This window comes from Thiomonas sp., assembly GCF_054608695.1.
On record NZ_JBTRXV010000086.1, the window covers coordinates 1 to 16,397 of the forward strand.

24 protein-coding genes and 3 pseudogenes are annotated in these 16,397 nt (G+C 63.4%); 6 read left to right on the forward strand and 21 right to left on the reverse strand.

Annotated elements, in window-relative coordinates; genetic code table 11:
- Positions 1-15: 15 nt before the first annotated feature.
- The 4 genes and pseudogenes from ACYCUK_RS19500 to ACYCUK_RS19515 form a co-directional block, all read right to left on the reverse strand.
- A pseudogene (locus ACYCUK_RS19500) lies at positions 16-482 on the reverse strand (aldehyde dehydrogenase family protein); the annotation flags it as partial.
- A 219-nt stretch (positions 483-701) separates the two neighbouring features.
- Positions 702-1,279: pseudogene (locus ACYCUK_RS19505) on the reverse strand (biotin transporter BioY).
- 5 nt (positions 1,280-1,284) lie between these two features.
- Entirely contained in the window at positions 1,285-1,464 is a 180-nt protein-coding gene (locus tag ACYCUK_RS19510) for a hypothetical protein (RefSeq protein WP_461596321.1), read from the reverse strand.
- 9 nt (positions 1,465-1,473) lie between these two features.
- Positions 1,474-1,776 carry an H-NS histone family protein gene (locus ACYCUK_RS19515; RefSeq protein ID WP_461596322.1) on the reverse strand — a complete coding sequence of 101 codons (303 nt, stop codon included), beginning with the start codon at positions 1,774-1,776 and terminating at the stop codon, positions 1,474-1,476.
- Between the two features lie 484 nt (positions 1,777-2,260).
- Between ACYCUK_RS19515 and ACYCUK_RS19520 the strand changes: the two genes are divergently transcribed.
- Entirely contained in the window at positions 2,261-2,440 is a 180-nt protein-coding gene (locus tag ACYCUK_RS19520; protein ID WP_461596323.1) for a hypothetical protein, read from the forward strand.
- A gap of 299 nt (positions 2,441-2,739) precedes the next feature.
- On the opposite strand, the gene ACYCUK_RS19525 is transcribed toward ACYCUK_RS19520, so the two are convergent.
- From ACYCUK_RS19525 to ACYCUK_RS19545, 5 genes are all read right to left on the reverse strand, one after another.
- Positions 2,740-3,156 (reverse strand): hypothetical protein, encoded by a 417-nt coding sequence (locus ACYCUK_RS19525; RefSeq protein WP_461596324.1) that lies wholly within the window; start codon positions 3,154-3,156, stop codon positions 2,740-2,742.
- Between the two features lie 171 nt (positions 3,157-3,327).
- Positions 3,328-4,530, reverse strand: coding sequence for a DUF2252 domain-containing protein (locus ACYCUK_RS19530; RefSeq protein WP_461596325.1), 1,203 nt, complete (start codon positions 4,528-4,530; stop codon positions 3,328-3,330).
- On the reverse strand, positions 4,527-4,814 hold the full coding sequence (locus ACYCUK_RS19535; RefSeq protein WP_461596326.1) for a hypothetical protein: 288 nt from the start codon (positions 4,812-4,814) through the stop codon (positions 4,527-4,529). The genes ACYCUK_RS19530 and ACYCUK_RS19535 overlap by 4 nt, the downstream gene beginning before the upstream one ends.
- Positions 4,815-5,049: 235 nt before the next feature.
- A complete protein-coding gene (locus ACYCUK_RS19540; RefSeq protein ID WP_461596327.1) occupies positions 5,050-5,553 on the reverse strand; it encodes a KUP/HAK/KT family potassium transporter in 504 nt (167 codons plus the stop codon).
- Positions 5,546-5,671 (reverse strand): hypothetical protein, encoded by a 126-nt coding sequence (locus tag ACYCUK_RS19545; protein WP_461596328.1) that lies wholly within the window; start codon positions 5,669-5,671, stop codon positions 5,546-5,548. Before ACYCUK_RS19545 ends, ACYCUK_RS19540 begins: the two co-directional genes overlap by 8 nt.
- Positions 5,672-5,758: 87 nt before the next feature.
- Here ACYCUK_RS19545 and ACYCUK_RS19550 point away from each other — a divergent pair, with 87 nt between their 5' ends.
- From ACYCUK_RS19550 to ACYCUK_RS19560, 3 genes are read left to right on the forward strand one after another with little or no spacing between them, the layout of a single operon-like run.
- On the forward strand, positions 5,759-6,013 hold the full coding sequence (locus tag ACYCUK_RS19550) for a hypothetical protein (RefSeq protein ID WP_461596329.1): 255 nt from the start codon (positions 5,759-5,761) through the stop codon (positions 6,011-6,013).
- Positions 6,001-6,558 carry a lytic transglycosylase domain-containing protein gene (locus ACYCUK_RS19555; protein ID WP_461596330.1) on the forward strand — a complete coding sequence of 186 codons (558 nt, stop codon included), beginning with the start codon at positions 6,001-6,003 and terminating at the stop codon, positions 6,556-6,558. The genes ACYCUK_RS19550 and ACYCUK_RS19555 overlap by 13 nt, the downstream gene beginning before the upstream one ends.
- A gap of 28 nt (positions 6,559-6,586) precedes the next feature.
- A complete protein-coding gene (locus tag ACYCUK_RS19560) occupies positions 6,587-6,868 on the forward strand; it encodes a hypothetical protein (protein ID WP_461596331.1) in 282 nt (93 codons plus the stop codon).
- 4 nt (positions 6,869-6,872) lie between these two features.
- Here ACYCUK_RS19560 and ACYCUK_RS19565 read toward each other — a convergent pair whose 3' ends face one another.
- The 6 genes from ACYCUK_RS19565 to ACYCUK_RS19590 all read right to left on the reverse strand — a co-directional run bounded on the left by ACYCUK_RS19565 (position 6,873) and on the right by ACYCUK_RS19590 (position 11,223).
- A complete protein-coding gene (locus ACYCUK_RS19565) occupies positions 6,873-7,580 on the reverse strand; it encodes an MgtC/SapB family protein (protein WP_461596332.1) in 708 nt (235 codons plus the stop codon).
- A gap of 18 nt (positions 7,581-7,598) precedes the next feature.
- Positions 7,599-8,690 (reverse strand): carbohydrate porin, encoded by a 1,092-nt coding sequence (locus ACYCUK_RS19570; protein ID WP_461596333.1) that lies wholly within the window; start codon positions 8,688-8,690, stop codon positions 7,599-7,601.
- Between the two features lie 157 nt (positions 8,691-8,847).
- Positions 8,848-9,045, reverse strand: coding sequence for a hypothetical protein (locus ACYCUK_RS19575; RefSeq protein ID WP_461596334.1), 198 nt, complete (start codon positions 9,043-9,045; stop codon positions 8,848-8,850).
- Positions 9,046-9,048: 3 nt separating this feature from the next.
- Complete coding sequence (locus tag ACYCUK_RS19580) at positions 9,049-10,446, reverse strand: NRAMP family divalent metal transporter (protein WP_461596335.1); 1,398 nt, start codon at positions 10,444-10,446, stop codon at positions 9,049-9,051.
- The gene (locus ACYCUK_RS19585; protein ID WP_461596336.1) at positions 10,443-10,649 is read right to left on the reverse strand and encodes a hypothetical protein; all 207 of its coding nucleotides are present in this window, start codon (positions 10,647-10,649) and stop codon (positions 10,443-10,445) included. Before ACYCUK_RS19585 ends, ACYCUK_RS19580 begins: the two co-directional genes overlap by 4 nt.
- 286 nt (positions 10,650-10,935) lie before the next feature.
- Entirely contained in the window at positions 10,936-11,223 is a 288-nt protein-coding gene (locus ACYCUK_RS19590; protein ID WP_461596337.1) for a hypothetical protein, read from the reverse strand.
- A gap of 149 nt (positions 11,224-11,372) precedes the next feature.
- Between ACYCUK_RS19590 and ACYCUK_RS19595 the strand changes: the two genes are divergently transcribed.
- A complete protein-coding gene (locus ACYCUK_RS19595; RefSeq protein WP_461596338.1) occupies positions 11,373-11,717 on the forward strand; it encodes a hypothetical protein in 345 nt (114 codons plus the stop codon).
- Between the two features lie 11 nt (positions 11,718-11,728).
- On the forward strand, positions 11,729-12,988 hold the full coding sequence (locus ACYCUK_RS19600) for an O-antigen ligase family protein (protein WP_461596339.1): 1,260 nt from the start codon (positions 11,729-11,731) through the stop codon (positions 12,986-12,988).
- Positions 12,989-13,439: 451 nt separating this feature from the next.
- Here the strand turns inward: ACYCUK_RS19600 and ACYCUK_RS19605 are convergent, their stop codons facing one another.
- The 6 genes and pseudogenes from ACYCUK_RS19605 to ACYCUK_RS19630 all read right to left on the reverse strand — a co-directional run.
- The gene (locus ACYCUK_RS19605) at positions 13,440-13,688 is read right to left on the reverse strand and encodes a hypothetical protein (protein ID WP_461596340.1); all 249 of its coding nucleotides are present in this window, start codon (positions 13,686-13,688) and stop codon (positions 13,440-13,442) included.
- A 378-nt stretch (positions 13,689-14,066) separates the two neighbouring features.
- Positions 14,067-14,663 (reverse strand): hypothetical protein, encoded by a 597-nt coding sequence (locus ACYCUK_RS19610; protein WP_461596341.1) that lies wholly within the window; start codon positions 14,661-14,663, stop codon positions 14,067-14,069.
- A complete protein-coding gene (locus ACYCUK_RS19615) occupies positions 14,664-15,068 on the reverse strand; it encodes a hypothetical protein (RefSeq protein ID WP_461596342.1) in 405 nt (134 codons plus the stop codon).
- Positions 15,069-15,160: 92 nt separating this feature from the next.
- Complete coding sequence (locus ACYCUK_RS19620; protein WP_461596343.1) at positions 15,161-15,595, reverse strand: hypothetical protein; 435 nt, start codon at positions 15,593-15,595, stop codon at positions 15,161-15,163.
- A gap of 58 nt (positions 15,596-15,653) precedes the next feature.
- Positions 15,654-15,974: a hypothetical protein gene (locus ACYCUK_RS19625; protein ID WP_461596344.1), complete on the reverse strand. Its 321-nt coding sequence runs from the start codon at positions 15,972-15,974 to the stop codon at positions 15,654-15,656.
- A pseudogene (locus tag ACYCUK_RS19630) lies at positions 15,974-16,397 on the reverse strand (hypothetical protein); the annotation flags it as partial. The pseudogene ACYCUK_RS19630 and the gene ACYCUK_RS19625, both read right to left, overlap by 1 nt.

The window sequence follows — 16,397 nt, forward strand, 5'->3', positions numbered from 1 at the left end:
TGAGCCATTCCTGATTCAGGCCCTAGCGACGGTCGCGTCAGGGTTGTTCGGTACCCTGCGGTTGGCACTGCCTGAATAGCCCGAATCGGGATTGAGGCAGATGGTCTTCCATTCGAGATATTCAGCGATTTCGTGACGGGAGCCTTCCCTTCCCAGTCCAGACTGTTTCACCCCGCCAAAGGGTGCTGCCTCGGATGACAGGCGCCCTGTATTGATTCCGACCATGCCGAATTCGAGGGCTTCGGCCATCCGAGAAATTCGCCCAATGTCGCGGCTATAAAGATATAGGCCGCAAGACCAAATTCTGTTGCATTCGCGGCTAACAGAACCTCTGCCTCATTCTGGAAGCGGAACACCGGGGCAATGGGTCCGAACGTTTCTTCACGGGCGCAAAGCATGTCCGCGGTTGCATCCGCGAGCACCGTCGGCTGAAAAAAACGATGCGCATGAGCACCGAGCTTCAGGCGTCCGCCACCGAGCAGAGGGCGAGCAGTGAACACAATGGGCTCTCGATCGCGGGGTGCGCGGGGAAGTGGACTCCGGCGCATGGGGACGCCATGCTCACAAGACTGGCAGCCGACCGGGAGGAGACACAGCCGCCAGCGTCGCTTTGAAATGAGACAAAGCAGGGAACGGCCTTGATGCAATCCCTGCAAGCCTGCGCTGGTGGGTACACCCGTCCAGGCCGGTGGCCCGCGTGACTACCGCACGGCCGACCAGGCCCTGACGATCGCAGCCCCAAGGATGGACTTCAGGACGCCCCCGAACACAAAAGGCAGGACACCCAAAGTGATGGCCTTGGCGGGCCCGATCATGACGGCCAGCCAAGCAGCGCCAAGCAGCAAACATAGGGTGTTACCCGCGAGCATCGCCAGAAACACCAGGAAGGGGCGCGACCCATTCCAGCCCCGCCCGGCCAGCCAGCCGGTGAGCGCACCGGCCAGGGGAAAGGCGAACAGGTAGCCGCCCGTTGGCCCCATGAAATGGGCGATTCCGGAGGCCCCACCCGCGAGAACTGGCAAGCCCAGGGCCCTTCCACCAACCAGGCGATGATCGTCACGCTGCCCAGCCGCCAACCGTAGAGGGCACCCACCAAGGTCACCGCCAGCGTCTGCAGGGTCATCGGCACGGGAACCATCGGGAGCGTGATCAGGGACGACACCGTGAGCAGCAGCGTGCCCAAGAGGACAGCGACCAGCTTGACGGAAAGCGATCGATTCTGGAGCGACAACGGTTGCGTTGTCGTGTCAGCAAGGGTATGCGCGGTGTTGGGATTCATCGTCTTCAGGCTTTCATAGCGGCAATCTGGTTATCGGGATCGAGCAAGGCGATGCGCGGCTTGAAGGCGCGTGCAGTTGCGTCGTCCATCGGACTGTCGGACCCGATAATGCGCCGATTGGCGCCGGTCAGCGTAACGCGCAGCATGCTACGCACGGGTGCAGGAGGCACAGGGTTGGCAGCCATGGCTGCCGCTCAGGCGATGGCGAACGCGGTGACGTCCTGGCCCGCGGCAATCTCCGCGGCCAGCCAGCGTGGGTGCTTGCCGCGTCCCGTCCAGGTCTGGCCGGTTGCCGGGTGGCGGTATTTCACGGGCGCGGGGCTGCCCTTGCGAAAGCTGGCGCGCTTGCCGCCCAGGTCTTCCAGGGTGATGCCGTAGTCGACCATCTTGTGCTGGATCTCAGCGATCACACTGGCCAGTTCGATGCGACGGGCAGCGTTGGCCTGAGCGGTGAGCTGGGCAATCTGGGCTTGCAGTTCGGCGTAGGTGGGCGTCATGCGAGGCATTCCGGTGAGGTCATGAGGTTGGATTATCGCCGCACACCCGGAGCAGCAAGATCGTGGATCGAGCAATGTACTGCCCGTGACCTGCATCGGGTCGCACAGCGATGGCCGTCGGTAGCCAGATGGAGTTCATGCGCTTCAACATTGCGCGAATGCTCCAGTGCTGCTTGGCAAGGCCGGAATACAACACGCCTCTGGGCGCAAGACGCGTCCTCCCCTTGATCCGGGTCAAGGCCTGCGCCCCATCGCCCCCGTAAGCTGCCCGACAGCCTGGGCGCCAGCGGCAAGGCCGTCCGGGGCTCAGGTCAGGCCGCCCCAGGCCCGCAGGCCAGGCCTGCGCTTCACCCTGGGGCGGCCGCCCGGGTTGACCGGTGGCCTGTCGATGGTTTTTGTTGGTTGGACCTCTTTCGCGCTGCTGGCTGGCTTGCTACGCTGGCAGCTTGCGTTGGACGTCCAGCGCCCCATGGAAGACCTGTCCATGCCATCCACCCTCATGCTGGCCCCGAACGAACACTCCACCTTGTTGCAAGCCATTCAGGACTTGCGCGAGATCCTCGAAGAGGGCTTGCGTGCCTGCGACAGCGCCCGGCTGTGCCAGATTGCCGAGCTGTGCCAAGGTCTATGCAGCCAGGCTGCCGGGCTGCCGGCGGCGGCCTGAGCCCGGCCGTTTTCCACGCCCACGCTGCTGACCGACAACGGCCGGGCGCTGCTCGACGCAGCCATCGACACCCACATGGAGCTGATGGACGGCGCAGCGGTGGATGCTGCCGAGCTGCACGCCATCGGCGAGCTGTGCTTGAGTTCTGGGCCCGTCAGCGGCGCGAAGCAACAGGAGAAGGCGACGAGGACGGGGGTGAGGACGCCGAGGGTCGGGATGACCTCCCGGAGCTGGACGACCTGGAGCCCAACGGCTGAATCCCACCGCGGCGCCACCCGACCGGTCTGAGGATATCGGGGCTACCGCTTCGCGGCCTGCAGGTCGTTCTGACGCCGGCGCAGCCAGGCTTGGGCCTTGACCTGGCTCACCTCGCCCCGCTTGGCCACATCCAGATGCAGCCGCGAGCTGGAGAGGCAGTGGCCGGTCCTGGGGTCATAGAGCGCCCCGGTCAACAGGTCGTCCGCCAGCACGGGCAGCCCCCGGAAGCTCATCTGCACCACCAGCGCATCCAGCACCGGCAAGCCGGCCAGGTAGGCCTGCGCCACCGGGCGCAGAACCTGCAGCCCGGCATCCTTGGCGGCTTTCTCCGCGAGGTTGCGCAGGCGGTTCATCGCCCGGGTTTGCGCCAGCGCAGCGTCCAGGGTTGCTGGATCCGAGGAGCCGGAGGACGCTGTCGGGGTCGGGAACGCAGAAGTTGGGGCAGAAGGGTTTGGCATGGGGCGCTGGTCAAGGAAGAAAGTGCGCAAAGAAGAAGGGGAGTCCAGTGCATCCTAGAGCGCAGCAAGACCCAATGGCTGGTTTTGGCCGTTATCAACCGCCAAAGTTTGGCGGGCCAGCGGACGGTGATCGCTCCCAAGCAGCCACTCAAAACAGGCTGCCACCCATGCCTACCCCTTGAACGCCTCCGCGTCATAAGCCGTGGAGAATGCCTTCCAGTCCTCGGTGCACTGCCGCGCACAGTCTTGCGCAACAGCCATCAGGTTCTTGCCCCATTTGCGCCCAGCGGCAAAGTCCTGAAGCTCATCCGTGGTGGCAGACCCACCCCGGCCACTGCTGCGCAACTGCGCCCAGGCCGTCAGTCGCCCCATGGCCCTGATCACCCCCTCGAGTTCGGTCATCGATTGCTGTGTCCTGTCCAGGCTCACCCGGTCTTCCGAAGGTTGCAGGCCGCGCAAGACGTATGACTGCTGGTTCCACTGCAACGGATGCAAGAACGCCATCGACACCGCCTGCATGCGCTGCTGCACGCCCACCACACGGTGCGCTTGCGTTGCCCACTTGGGCTGGCGCGTCGCCACATGCCCGGCCAGCGCAGAAGGCAGCGCCTGCTTGAGGTCCAGCAGGTAGTTCGCATCCGGCGAGCCGTTGCCCTGCACCAGGATGACGTAGCGATCCACTCCCAGGCTGCCCGTGCCCGCAATGCGGCGGGCCAGATCCAGCACGGTGTAGAACTCCGGGTGCGGCTGGGTGGCTGCAAACTCGGCCAGTAAAGCGGTCACCGGTTCGCGCTGCACATCGCTGGCCGGCAGGGCCTTCTGACCATCCACCCGCAGCAGCCTGCGCTTGCCCTTGCGCAGTGTGCGCGTGTCCAGAAAGGCGGGTCGAGCGCGGTCTTGCAGCGCCTCGAGCAAATGCCGAACCAGCCCATGCGCCGTTTCCCGCTCCACCCAGCGGGCCTTGCCATCCAGCAGGCTTCGTGTGTAGGCATCCAGGAAGCTTTGGCACAGATCGAGAGCTTCGTCTTGGCTGACATGCAGGACATCGGCGCCGACCAAGATGCTGGTGAGGGCGCGCACCAGATCGAGTGTGACCGGCCCCAGCAGGGTTTCGTCGAAGTCGTTCAGGTCGAAATACACCAGGCGGTTGTCGCCCTTGTAGCTGCCGAAATTTTCCAGGTGCAAATCACCGCAAAGCCAGGCAGTGGGCGCCTTGGTGAACAGCTTGGCTGCAGGCAGGCGGTCATAGAACAGGTGACAGCTTCCACGCAGGAAGGCGAAGCGGCTCTGGCGCATGGCGCGGTATTTGAGCGCCAGGCGCTCGGGGTCGCGTCCGGCGTTGAAACTGCGGATGGCACGAACGGGGTCGATCATGGTGGTCGCTTCGGGGAGGATGAGGAGACGGGCGAGGCCGACGCACGGACCACATGGCGCTGGCGTGGGCGTTTGCCGGCCTGCGCTGCCCAGGCTTGCAACTCCTCGGGCGTGCCGATCCGGGTGGAAAGCGCCAAGGCCTGTGCCTGGTCGTGACGCTGCAGGCGCAACTCAACCAGGCCTTCCGGGGTTGCGGTCAGCCGCAGCTCTGCCGCCCGGCAGCTCAGCAAGGCACAGAGCTGGGTGGCCAGGTGGGTGAGATCGGTGCGGGCAAGGCGGGCCATGGGCCATTGTGTCAGGACACAGCCGCAGGCATCAAGGTGTTTCCAGGCAAATGACGAAAGGGACTCCCGCACGCAGATCTATTGATGTTTCCCAAATTCGTGACAGTCCGAACCCCTCCCCACCCCAACCCTCCCCATGCATGGGGAGGGGGCGCCTCCTCCCCCACGCGGTGGGGGAGGTTGGGAGGGGGGAGTTTTGTGCGCCGCTTTGCGTCTGTCGCCCATTCTGGAAATCTCAATAAATCTCGATCTGCGCGCCCAACTCGATCACCTGGTTGGGCGGAATCTTGAAATAGTCCGACGCGGCCTGCGCGTTGCGGCTGAGCCAGGCGAACAAGACCTCCCGCCAGGGCGCCATGCCCGAGTGGCGTGCCGACACAATGGTCTGCCGCGCCAGAAAGAATGAGGTCTCGTTCATCTGGAACTCGAAGTCGTAGAACTGTGCGCAGTCCGCAAACAATCCCTGGATGTCCACGGCATCCTGAAAGCCGTGCTGGGCATGCAAGGTGTAGATGCCATGCCCCTTGTCGCTGAGCACCGCGCGTGCGGTACCCGTGACATGCGGCACCTCCAGCGTCTGGGTCCACAGGAAGACCAGCCGCTCATGCAGCACCTTGTTGTGCTTGAGGTTGTGCAGGAACGCTGCCGGGACCAGATCGGTGGCGGGCGTGAAGTACACCGCCGTGCCTTCAACACGCTGGATGGCTGCATAGCGCAGACTCTCCACGAAATCAGCCACGCTCGGCGTGTCGGCCTTGCCAATGTCGCCATAGATCCACGCCCAGGGCACCGAGACTGAGGGCTGGCAAGGCTGACTTGACGATGGGCGTGGATTCAGTCGGAACGGCAGTCTGCATGTCTCGGTATCCTGGAGTGCCGGTGCAGTCTAATAGTCGACATGAAGGCGATATGAACGCGCCTTGAACACGCTCACGGATGTCACCATGCCCCACCGCTCCAAGCCGCTCAACATCCAGATCCAGTGGTTGATCGGCATGCTCGTGGCCATCGCCATCCTGGCGATCTTCCTGGGCTTGCTGCGTTTGCGCCGCAACCAACTCCCGGTGGACGTCGCCGAGTTGCAAATGCGGGCCGATTCCCCTTGCATGGTGCAGGCGATCGATCAAGGCACGCAGGGCGGACGGCAGGCAATCACGTATGCGCAACTTGACGCCCTCAGAACCCGATGTGGGGACTAGCGCTGGCGGTGCTGCTGCAGGCAGGCCCTGCCCAGCCGCCAATCCAAGTCGAGGCTCCACGGGGATTTTGTTTCGCGTACGCCGCGCAGGCTGAGCACGTCAATGCCACAGTGCTGATGGCCATTGCCTGGCATGAATCCCATTTCTTGCCCTGGCGGGTGCATCGCAACAGCGACGGCAGCACGGATGACGGGCTGATGCAGATCAACAGCAAGAATCTGCCGTCTCTGCATCTGAGCGACCAGACCGTCATGCCGATCTGCACCAACATTCTGGCCGGTGCCCGGCTGTATCGTCGTGCCGTGCGCCGCTACGGCAACACCTGGGCAGCGGTCGGGGCTTATCACTCCACCACGCCAGCCTTGCAACAGCGCTATGCGCAGGACATTCAACAAACGTTTCGTGTGATGAACCCGATTCATGCTTGGCGGGACACCCTGCGTGACGAGTTTGCGGCTTTGCAGAGGTGGTGGACCCGGCGTCCGCTGGCAGCGGCATGGGTTCGGCGGACGGCGACTCCAAAGTCTGGTGCAATGCACGGCTGACTCTGCCAACCCATCAGCCACACCAACCATGCAACGCCGTCTCTATATCTATGGTGAGCGCCGCCAGGGCGCCTGGAGACTGACCTGCCTGAATCTGCGACTGTCGGCCACTTCCGAAACCCTGGCTGACGCGCGTGACCAGTTACACGACAAGGTCGACGCGCACCGACGGCAAGTCGAGCGCGACACCGCTCCTCGCATCGCGGCCACCCAGCTCAGTCTGGCGTGGTTGTCGTTTCTTCTGTGTCGGTTGCGCCTGCATCGGGCCTCGCGCCGGATTTGCGAGGTGGTCGACCTGGATGAGGATTGACGGCTTACTCTGTCGTGCTCGGGCTCCAGAACGCCTGGTGGATCTGCGGGAGTTTGGCCAAGCCTTCGACCACCGCGTCGAGCGCGTCGCCATCCACCGAGGTGGTCATCAAGGTGGCCTCGATTTCGACCTCCCCTTGTCCGAACGCATGTTGCTGCAATTCCCGGATCGGATAGCCGGCGGATTCCAGCGTCTGCTCGACCTGCTCCAACGCGGTCTGCCGTTGCTCTCTCTCGGCAATGGCGTAGACCGTATAGGTTGCTTCCACGGCCTTGATGTCCAGCGGCTGGCGGTTCATCGCGTTGACCAGCGGGCGCAGCAGGGTATTGGCCGCCAGCACGAACAAGGCACCCAGGCTGGCTTCGAAGAACAGCCCCGCCCCGCAAGCCGCCCCAATGGCCGCCGATCCCCACAGCGTGGCCGCCGTGTTGATGCCCCGCACATTGCCCTCCTCGCGCATGATGACGCCCGCCCCCAGAAAACCGATGCCCGACACCACATAGGCAATCACCCGCACCGATCCCCCATGCCCGTCGAGGCGATCGGCCATGTTGACGAACAACGCGGCACCGATGGCCACCAGCACATTGGTGCGCAGTCCAGCCGTGCGCTGCCGGTACTGGCGCTCATAGCCGACGATGCCACCCAGCACGAACGCCATCAGCAGGCTGGCGAGGATTTGCACGCGGGGGTCGTTCCAGAGTTCGTTCATGACGGTCTCTCACTGTGTTCAAAATGCCAAGTGCACGCGCAGTCCCGCCACCACGGCGCTGGGGTTTGTGCCTCCGGGATGCCAGAAGCGCTGCACATCCGGCTGCAGCGCCAGGGCGGGGGTGAGCTGCCAGGAATACACCGCTTCCAGCACCGTCTCCGGCGCCGGCGCATGCAGGTTCACCCGGCTCACACCCAGGCTGAACTGATCCTGCGGCCTGCTGACAAAGGGCCCCGTGACGATGAAGCCCGCCGCCACAAACTGCGTCACCAGGTTGACCTGGCCGGGGGATGTACCGGCCAGGATGAAAGCTCCCCATTGCTGCGTGCCGGTCGCCCAGCGGGTCTCTCCTACCAGGTAGCCGCCCGAGGTCGTCGGTCCAATCATGGGATCACTTTCGCTGTCGTGCCAGACCCCAAGCTTGAGATCGCTTTGCGGGCTGCTTTGGTTTGGCGCAGTCCAGTCGCGTTCGACCTCGCCGATCCAAAGGGCTCCTTGATGCAAGGCACCGGCGAGTGCTGGTGGGTTGCCCTGCCAGACTCCGGCACGCGCCAGGCTGTCGGGGTTGAATCGGTACTCCGCCATCGCGCCCAGGCCGGGGTTGGGAAAAGTCGGAGCATTGAGGTTGGCCGTCAAGGTCGGCATCAATCCAAAGGAACTGTTCTGCAACAGGCTGGACAGATCGCTCACTTCGAAATATTGGGTGATGTCCATGATGCCGACGCGCACCGCAGCCGCCCCGAGCTGCTGGTGATAGGTCAACTGGTAGACCCGTAGGAAGTTCGGCGCCCATGCATTGCTCGGCATCTGGATGGCACCGGTGCGCGCGGGCAGATTGCCATCGGAGCGCACCCCCTCAATGCTGAACTCGATCAGGCCCCCTGGCCATCCCAGGGCTGGGCCCGTCGCCAGACTGCCGCCCCACTGGAACAAGGCCGACGAAGCCGGGCGGCTTTGCAGCCCGCCCGAGAGATTGGCCATACGGGTCAGGTCCAAGCGCCCCGAGGTGCTCAAAGCGGTGTCGTCGGCATGGGCGATGCGCAGCCAGGCCGTCAGCAACGCGATGGCCAGCAGCAGGGCGTACAAAGCATCGACATGAAATTTGCGCATGATGCGTCCTTGCGTCCCGATGCTGAGTCGGGATCGTGCCAGCAGTTCAGGATGGGGGCAGGTGCGCCAGGCGCGCGCGCCCAAGCCGTGACGCTGTGCGCCACGGACCTTGCATGCAGTCGGGAGAACTGGCGCGCGATGCACGCCAGGGAGTTGTTCAGCCAGCCGCGCCGTGCAGGAAAGCCCAGACGACCACGGCCGTCATCACCACCACATAGAGGCGCAGCCCCCAGAACACGGTCTGCTGCCGCCCCGTGAGTTGCACGCGACGCACCTCGGGCAAGGGTTTTTGCCAACCTTCGCGGTCGACCAACCGGCGGATGTCGACCGGGTCGAACTCATGCAGTTGCTTCATGACTCATCCTCCCAAGGCATGCGGAAACAAGGTGGCAACGCCATACAGGACATTGCACACGATCAGCCCGACCATGATGGCAACTGCCACCGCATTGCGCTGCGCCGAATTGACCTGATCGCCCATCAGCTCCCGGTCGTTGAGCAGCATCAGCAAAAACAACATGGCGGCCGGCATGAACACCGTGGCGATGACCTGCACGCTCAGGTTCAGGAAACCCAGGGACAGATTCGGAATCATCACCGCGATGGCCGCCAGGGCCGTGCCGATGATCGCCGGAAGATAAAACCCCATGGCCTTGCGCGGCGGCGCGTTGATCGAACGATCGATCTCGAAGGCTTCGCCGATCGCCCAGGCGCTGCTGGCGGTGATCACGATGGACGCAATCAGGCCCGCTTCCATCAGCCCCAGGGCAAACAAGGCCATCATGCCGTCGCCCAGCTTGCTGCGGATGGCGCCCAGCACGGCATCGGCGTCCAGGTTCTGCACATTGGGCAGGCCCTTGAGGGTTTGCGCCGCCACGATGATGATGGCCATGGCGACGAACACCATGCCCACCACCCCAAGCATCAAGTCGCGCCGCCCGGCGCGGATGTCCTGGGGCAGCAGGCCCTTGTCGACGACGCAGGATTGCTGGAAGAACAACTGCCAGGGGGCGATGGTGGTGCCGATATTGGCCGAGATCAGGATCAGGAAGGTCAGCGACAGAAATCCACCCGGCACGATCCAGCCATGGCCGACGAAGGCCAGCGCGACCGCATGCCAGTTCGGATGCGAGAATAGGGCGAGTGGCACGAAGATCAGATTGAACACCGCGATGAAAAGGGAGATGCGCTCCCAGGTCCAGTAGCGCAGGAACACCAGCACATAGGTGATGAAGGCCAGCGAGGCGGGCACCGTCAGCCAGGGCGACAGTCCCAACGCCTGGCCACCCAGGCGGATGCCGATGAACTCGGTCATCAGGGTCAGCACATTGGCCACCACCAGGTCGATCAGCGAGAACCAGCCCCAGAAAGGGCCGTAGCGCTTCCAGATCATCTCGGCGTGGCCGCGGCGGGTGACGGCCCCCAGGCGCACCGTCATCTCCTGCACCACATAGGCGACGAAGCCCAGCAGGATCATCATCGGCAGGAAGAGCCCCAAGCCATAGGTGGCTCCGGTCTGGGCATAGGTGACCACGCCACCGGCGTCGTTGTCGCCCAGCATGACCAGCACCCCGGGCCCGATGAGGGCCAGCCCCAGGGCCAGACGGGTGCGCCAGTTCTGCTTCGCACGGCGCAGTTCGTCCAGGTGCAGGCGGTCGCGCAGGCGGTGTTTGAGCTCCTCGGGTATGTGGTCTTCGGGCAGGGGAGGGCCGTCGGGGCGGAGCTTGGAATCGAGGATGGCGGCGTCGGTGTTCATGGCCGGCCTCCACGGTTCAAGGTGCGGTGGGCGTTGGGCTCGCCGATTGGATCCAGGGCGATGCCCAAGGACGCCAGGCGTACAGCGGTGATGGTGAGGCGCGGGCGCTCGACGTTGACGGACGCGGGGCGTGCCGGCGCGAGCTGCACGGCGCCGCTGCGGAACAGCCCGGGGCGGGCGAGGAGTTTTTGGAGCACAAACATGGGATCCTCCGTTCGTGTGAGACGGCTGAACAGGTTGCGCGCAGGCGTTGACAAGACGCTCGCACGGCAACGGACACGAAGAGGGGGAGGAACCAGGTCGAGGAACTCGACCTGGGCCACCGCCGGCCTGAGGGCGGCGGCAGCGAAGAACTGGGGCTGCTGTCGAATGCCTTCAGGCGTTCACTTCAACGTTTCGACAACTGCCACTGTCCATGGGGTGAGTTTGAGCCGGGATACGGCCAAGAAATGAAACATCCAAAATCCTAGTTGCGGCGCAGCAAGTGTGTCAAGCGCCTTGTGTGAAATCTTGGGCGAAGTTGAAGGCGGACAACCCCGCAAGGGACTGGGTGATGCGTTGCACGCGATCCGCTGTGCTGCTGGCTAACCTGCGCTGGCTGCTGCGTGCGCGATGGTCCTTCTGCGCCGACCTTCTCGAACGCAGGACGCTGCGCAACGCTACAGCAACAATCAGAGGCCAGAATGCAGGAGGCAGCAGATTGTGCGGTCCATCGATCCCGTGAGGAGAAACTGAAATGAAGTTGCGGCCGTCCTTGGAAGTCATGATGACGATCATGGCCTTTGCCATTGCTGTTGCATTCGTCGGCCTTTGCTTGGCCTACATCATCAGCGCGTTGGGGGATGCTCCACTGGTCGGGCTGTGAAGGGGGGCCGACAACGATCTGGTTACGAATGCGAAGGTCGGTGCAAGTTTTCAGCGCAGTGATGAACAGCATTGTCTTGAACGCCGCGGAAACCCGTGTTGTTCAGGGCATCGGCCGCTGCGGTGGATCGGGAATCAAATCGTGCGCGCTGGCGATGGCGGGGAAGACACTGAGCAATTTCTCAACTCGGCTCTCTGAGCATCAATACAGCTCCCTCGGCGGGCGACCCCTACGACCTAGCCCTGAACGGCGTGCAGAAATACCTCGCAGCCCACCAGGATCGGCCGACGACCCGAACGCCAGCAATCTGTTCACTTGGACGCTGACGGCGTCGAATGTACAGGCCGACTACACAGCCGCTTACAACGCCATCAGCGGCACAAAACTGACCTTCAATTTCCATTGATACCAAGCGCCATGTCGCAGCAATTTGCCGAACCAACAAGGCCATGGCGTCTGATTGATCTCGCTGCAGTGTTGCTGGTGTTCACCCTGCCATTGCCCACGGCCTGGGGCTCCATCGCCGTGGTTCTCCTGCTTTTGGCTTGGCCATGGAGCGGCAGATGGACGGAGCAATTTCAGCGCTGGAAAGCGGTGCCAGCGGCGATGTGGGCGACAGCCTTGCTGCTGATGTTCATCATTGGCGCGAGCTACAGCGCGGGCACACAGCATGGCGTCATCAATTTCATGACCAAGTACGCCAAGCTCTTGCTGCTGCCGTTGCTGGTCATGACCATGAGCAACGAACGCTGGCGACAGCGTGCCATCCACGCCTTTCTCGTGGGCGCAGTCCTCGCGGCTGCGCTGTCCTACGCTCGCTTTCTTGGGTGGGTGCCTACACGCTGTCAACAATCCATGGTGCAAGGCACGATCCACTTCGGCACGATCATGGCCTTTGCCGCCTATTTTTTTGCCCGCAAGGCGTTTGCTTCCAAGCGCTTGGCCTGGCTATGGACTTTGACCTCTGCCTGCATCGCCTTCGATGTCCTGTATACAAACCGTGCAAGAACCGGCTATGTCATTCTTTTCGCGCTGGTTGTGTTATTGGCCTGGCAGCGCTTCGGGTGGCGTGGAATGATGATCGGGGCTCTGGCTTCGACCCTCTTGGCCGCAGTTGCATTCACGACATCTCCAGTGGCCAAGAGGCGGCTGGATGAGGCCATCAGCAACGTCCATGCCTACGCCCAGCGCCAGCATCCGCACGAAGGCATGTTGACCGGAAATTCGATGGGATTGCGTCTGCAGTTCTGGCAAAACACCCTCGCCCTGATCGCGAAACATCCGCTGTTTGGCACGGGAACCGGCAGCCTCCACCAAGACTATAAGAAGCTCGTGGCCGGAACCGACACCCTGGTGGCCGTGAACCCACACAATGAATACCTCGGCACGACGGCCCAACTCGGTATCGTGGGGCTGACCCTTCTGCTGGGCATGGGGGCATCCGCATGGCGTCAAGGCTTGAAACTGCCAAGCGTGGATCGTGACGCTGTGCAGGCAGTGATCGCCACGGTCGCCATCGGCAGTTTGTTCAACTCACTGCTGCTGGACGTCAACGAGGGGCGGTTTTTCGTGGTGATGCTGGGCCTGCTGCTTGCCGGGGTCGCAAACCAAGCTCGGTCATCCTCAGACTTGAGCCTTACACCGTCACGAGATACAGGGCACGCACTTTCTGGCTGAGATGACGTTCAGGGTCTGCATGCTTTACTGACCTGTTGTGTCGATTTCCAGGTACGGAACGTCAAGAATGTTCGTCCACTTCCGGATTTCCGCAACCTTGTGGAGATCGAAGGCGGCCGCAAGGACGTCTTTGATATGACGCGTTATCTGGTTTTCCGCGTGTTTTGCGAGCTGCGAGCCTTGTCATGGCGGACTCAAGGCTGGCGGGCCCGGCGTTGCCGGGCCGCGTCCCGGTGCTCCGGGGTGATGACCCCTGCGGGCGAGCCATCCAGGTTGACCCGCGGGGCGCACACCCCAAACCCCCGCCTGTACGCTGGCGAGGAGAGATGCGGATACAGCAGTTGCTTGGACAACGGATGCAAAGCCGTGCCCGAGAGGGTTTGGCTTGCAGGCTGGGCGCGCATCCACCGCGCGAACTGGGTGTGAATGTGCCCGCCGCCAGCGGCAGGACCTAGGGGGCACGACCGGGCTGGCCATCCTCCGCCACATGCAGCCTCAGCACCGGCAAGCCGGCCAGGTAGGCCTGCGCCACCGGGCGCAGAACCTGCAGCCCGGCATCCTTGGCGGCTTTCTCCGCGAGGTTGCGCAGGCGGTTGACCGCCCGGGTTTGGGCCAGCGCAGCGTCCAGGGTTGCTGGACCCGAGGAGTCGGTCGGGGACGCCGCAGACAGCGTTGACGTGGAGGCAGACGGGTGGGGCATGGGGATGAGCCCAGGGCAGGGCGGGGAAGGAGGACATGCGCTGAACGCGCTTTGCGGTCCGTTTCGGAGGCGATCCCAACCGGGGCGCCGGGAACAGACGGCGTTCAGGGATGAGGATCACGCCGCCCCAGGCCCTCCGCGACCAAGGCCAACGCCAGCGCATTGAGGCACACGCCCTCGGCTTGGGCACGAGAGAGCTTGGCGTGGATGGATTTTTGGCACGCGCGCCACGAATTGGCCAGAAACGCTCGGCCCCTGCCCTGTCATGCAATGCAGACACGACAGCGACGAAGACATCCTGACTGTTCTTCACGGCTTCGACTGCCCTATCTGGCGTGCACCCTGGCGGATCGGTTGAAACTGCCCATGTCGTTTGCCTCAGAACTGATACGTTACCCCCACGTTACCCATCCAGTGCGCAACTTGCTGATAGCCGTTGGCATGACGGTACACCGGTAAATACACCGAAGCATTCAACAGCCAGTGGCTGTTCAGATTGACCTGAACGCCGGGGGTGATGTAGAGGTTGGAGTCGCCGCTGTCCCTATTGCCGTACTGCGCATCCCCGCCACCTTGGTCATGGCCGCGCCACTGGGCGTTGAACTGCAGGGTTGGAACCAGATGGGTGCTGGCCTCGATGCCGTCATAGTGCGCGCCCACGGCAAGGTTCACGCTGTCCCCCGGCTTGTAGCCCTCCCGGCTGTCGAGCGCATGGCGCCAGATTCCCTGGACGAACCAGCCCCAATCGTTCTCATTGCCCATCTTGTAGCCGCCCAGCAGCAGATCGGTGGTGCCGGTGCCAGGCTGGGTATCCCGATCCATGATGGGCTTGCCCAGGTCAGAGTTCCCAGCGGTGAATGACCCGGTGGGCAGTTTCAAGCCGAACATCACCCCGGTGGACAGATCTGGCTCGAACCCCGTGTACATGCCCATCACCCGGATGTCCGACAGCACGGTGACGTTGGAGGTGAGCAACTATTGCGAAACACCCTGGCTCTGGTCCGTCTGGCCCACCGTGCCATTGTTGTCGGTGACGAAATGCCGATCCCAGTCAGGAATCATGGCCATGACACCCCACTGGCGGTTGAACATGTGCTGGATGTCGAGGTTGAAGAAGTTGGTCTTGATCTGCTTGTCTGGATTCAGATCTCCCGAGACGACGCTGCTGCCATGCTGGGTCTCGTTCTGGTTCATGGCGTCGTATTGCAGCGAGATCTTGGTGCTGTAGACCGTATTGGGCAACCCTGGCAGGCCGGGGTTGAAGACGCCGCAGCCGCAAGCACAGGCTGCGGCGATGGCGGGGGTCAGGAAGGCTGCGGTGGCGGCAAGGCTGGTGAGAGCAAAGCGCAGTGGGGTTGTTTTGCGGATGGAATGGTTCATCGAAGGCTCCCGCGCGCGCAAGCTCACGCTTGGCGCGTCATTGATGATGACAAGTTGGAGCGGGCGCGGTGGCACAGCACGCACCCGCCGGGTCACAGCGTCAGGACGGGAGCCCAGGGTGGCGCGTGGGACGGAGGGCGCAGAAAACGCGTTTCGACCCGCGGAGCTCGCTCCTGCTGGCGCGCAAACCGGAATTCGCCTTGTGGGCTCGGGGCGATGCGCTGCGCGCCAGGCAGCAGGGCCGGTTGATCGAGCAGGGCTGTCTGGTCGTGGCCGAGCTGGATCAGCAGGTGTTGTGGCGGCTGGTGGGGAGTCTCGGTGTGCGGCGCTTGGGCTTGCGCGTTCGGTGCGGCTTGGAAAGACCCAAGCTGGCCTGCGCAGTAGGGGACTTCCACCCAGCGCTGGGGGAATGCCAGCGCTTGCAGGGTTGGCAGCAAGGCATAAGTCCACGCCATCAGGACGATGGTCGTGAGGCTGGCCTGCTGGCGTATCAGGGTGCGCAGGCGTGGCAAGGGGGGCCGCGACATGCATTCATTCTAGGGAACGTGTTCAAAACTTCCTGCTAGGCGCAATACGCAATACTTGTCACTTAATGTTTGGAATTGCCTGATTGATGACCACGGGCCGCGGTGGTTTGGCGTGGCGTCGTCGAAGTGGCCAATTGCTCATTGTTCGTTTGACGCCACGCAGATTGCGCCGGCCGCGGCGGCAGGCAACCCGCTCCTGCATGATTTCGTCGAGCACACGCTCATGGAAGGCTTGCCTCTGCACAGGGGGAATCGCGTTGAAGACGGGGAGTTTGCGGCGCACGACGCGCGCAGCGTGAATGAACGACAGCCGGTCGGGATCCACGTTCGCCTTCAACGCCGCCTCGTGCATCAGCGCGCGCACGGCGAAGTGAGCCATCAGCAGCCCATAGAACTCCTGGCGCCGCGCAGGTGGGTCTTGAACTCGTCCAGCGCCGTCTCGATCTCCCCGCGCTCGCGGTTCAGCGCGGCCAGTTCCTGCGCCGGGGCTTGTTGCGGATCCAGCACGCTGGTGGCCAAGCGATCGATCGGCTCGGCATCGCTGACGTCCTCCAGTCGGTGCTCGATCATCCGCAGGCAAATCGCGGGGGTCTGGCGCGTTCGATCTTTCTCCGAGGGATCGATGCGGCTCAGGTAGGAGCCGTCGGCCAGTCGCTTGTCGCACGGCAGGCGGGGCAGCCCAACACGTCCCTGCATCTGCGTCATTTGCGCCAGATCGGCATCGTGCATGGCACCCGTGAGGGGCGCGTTGTGACCTACCGCATTGGCAACACCGTCGTGGCCGATCTTTGCAACACCGTCT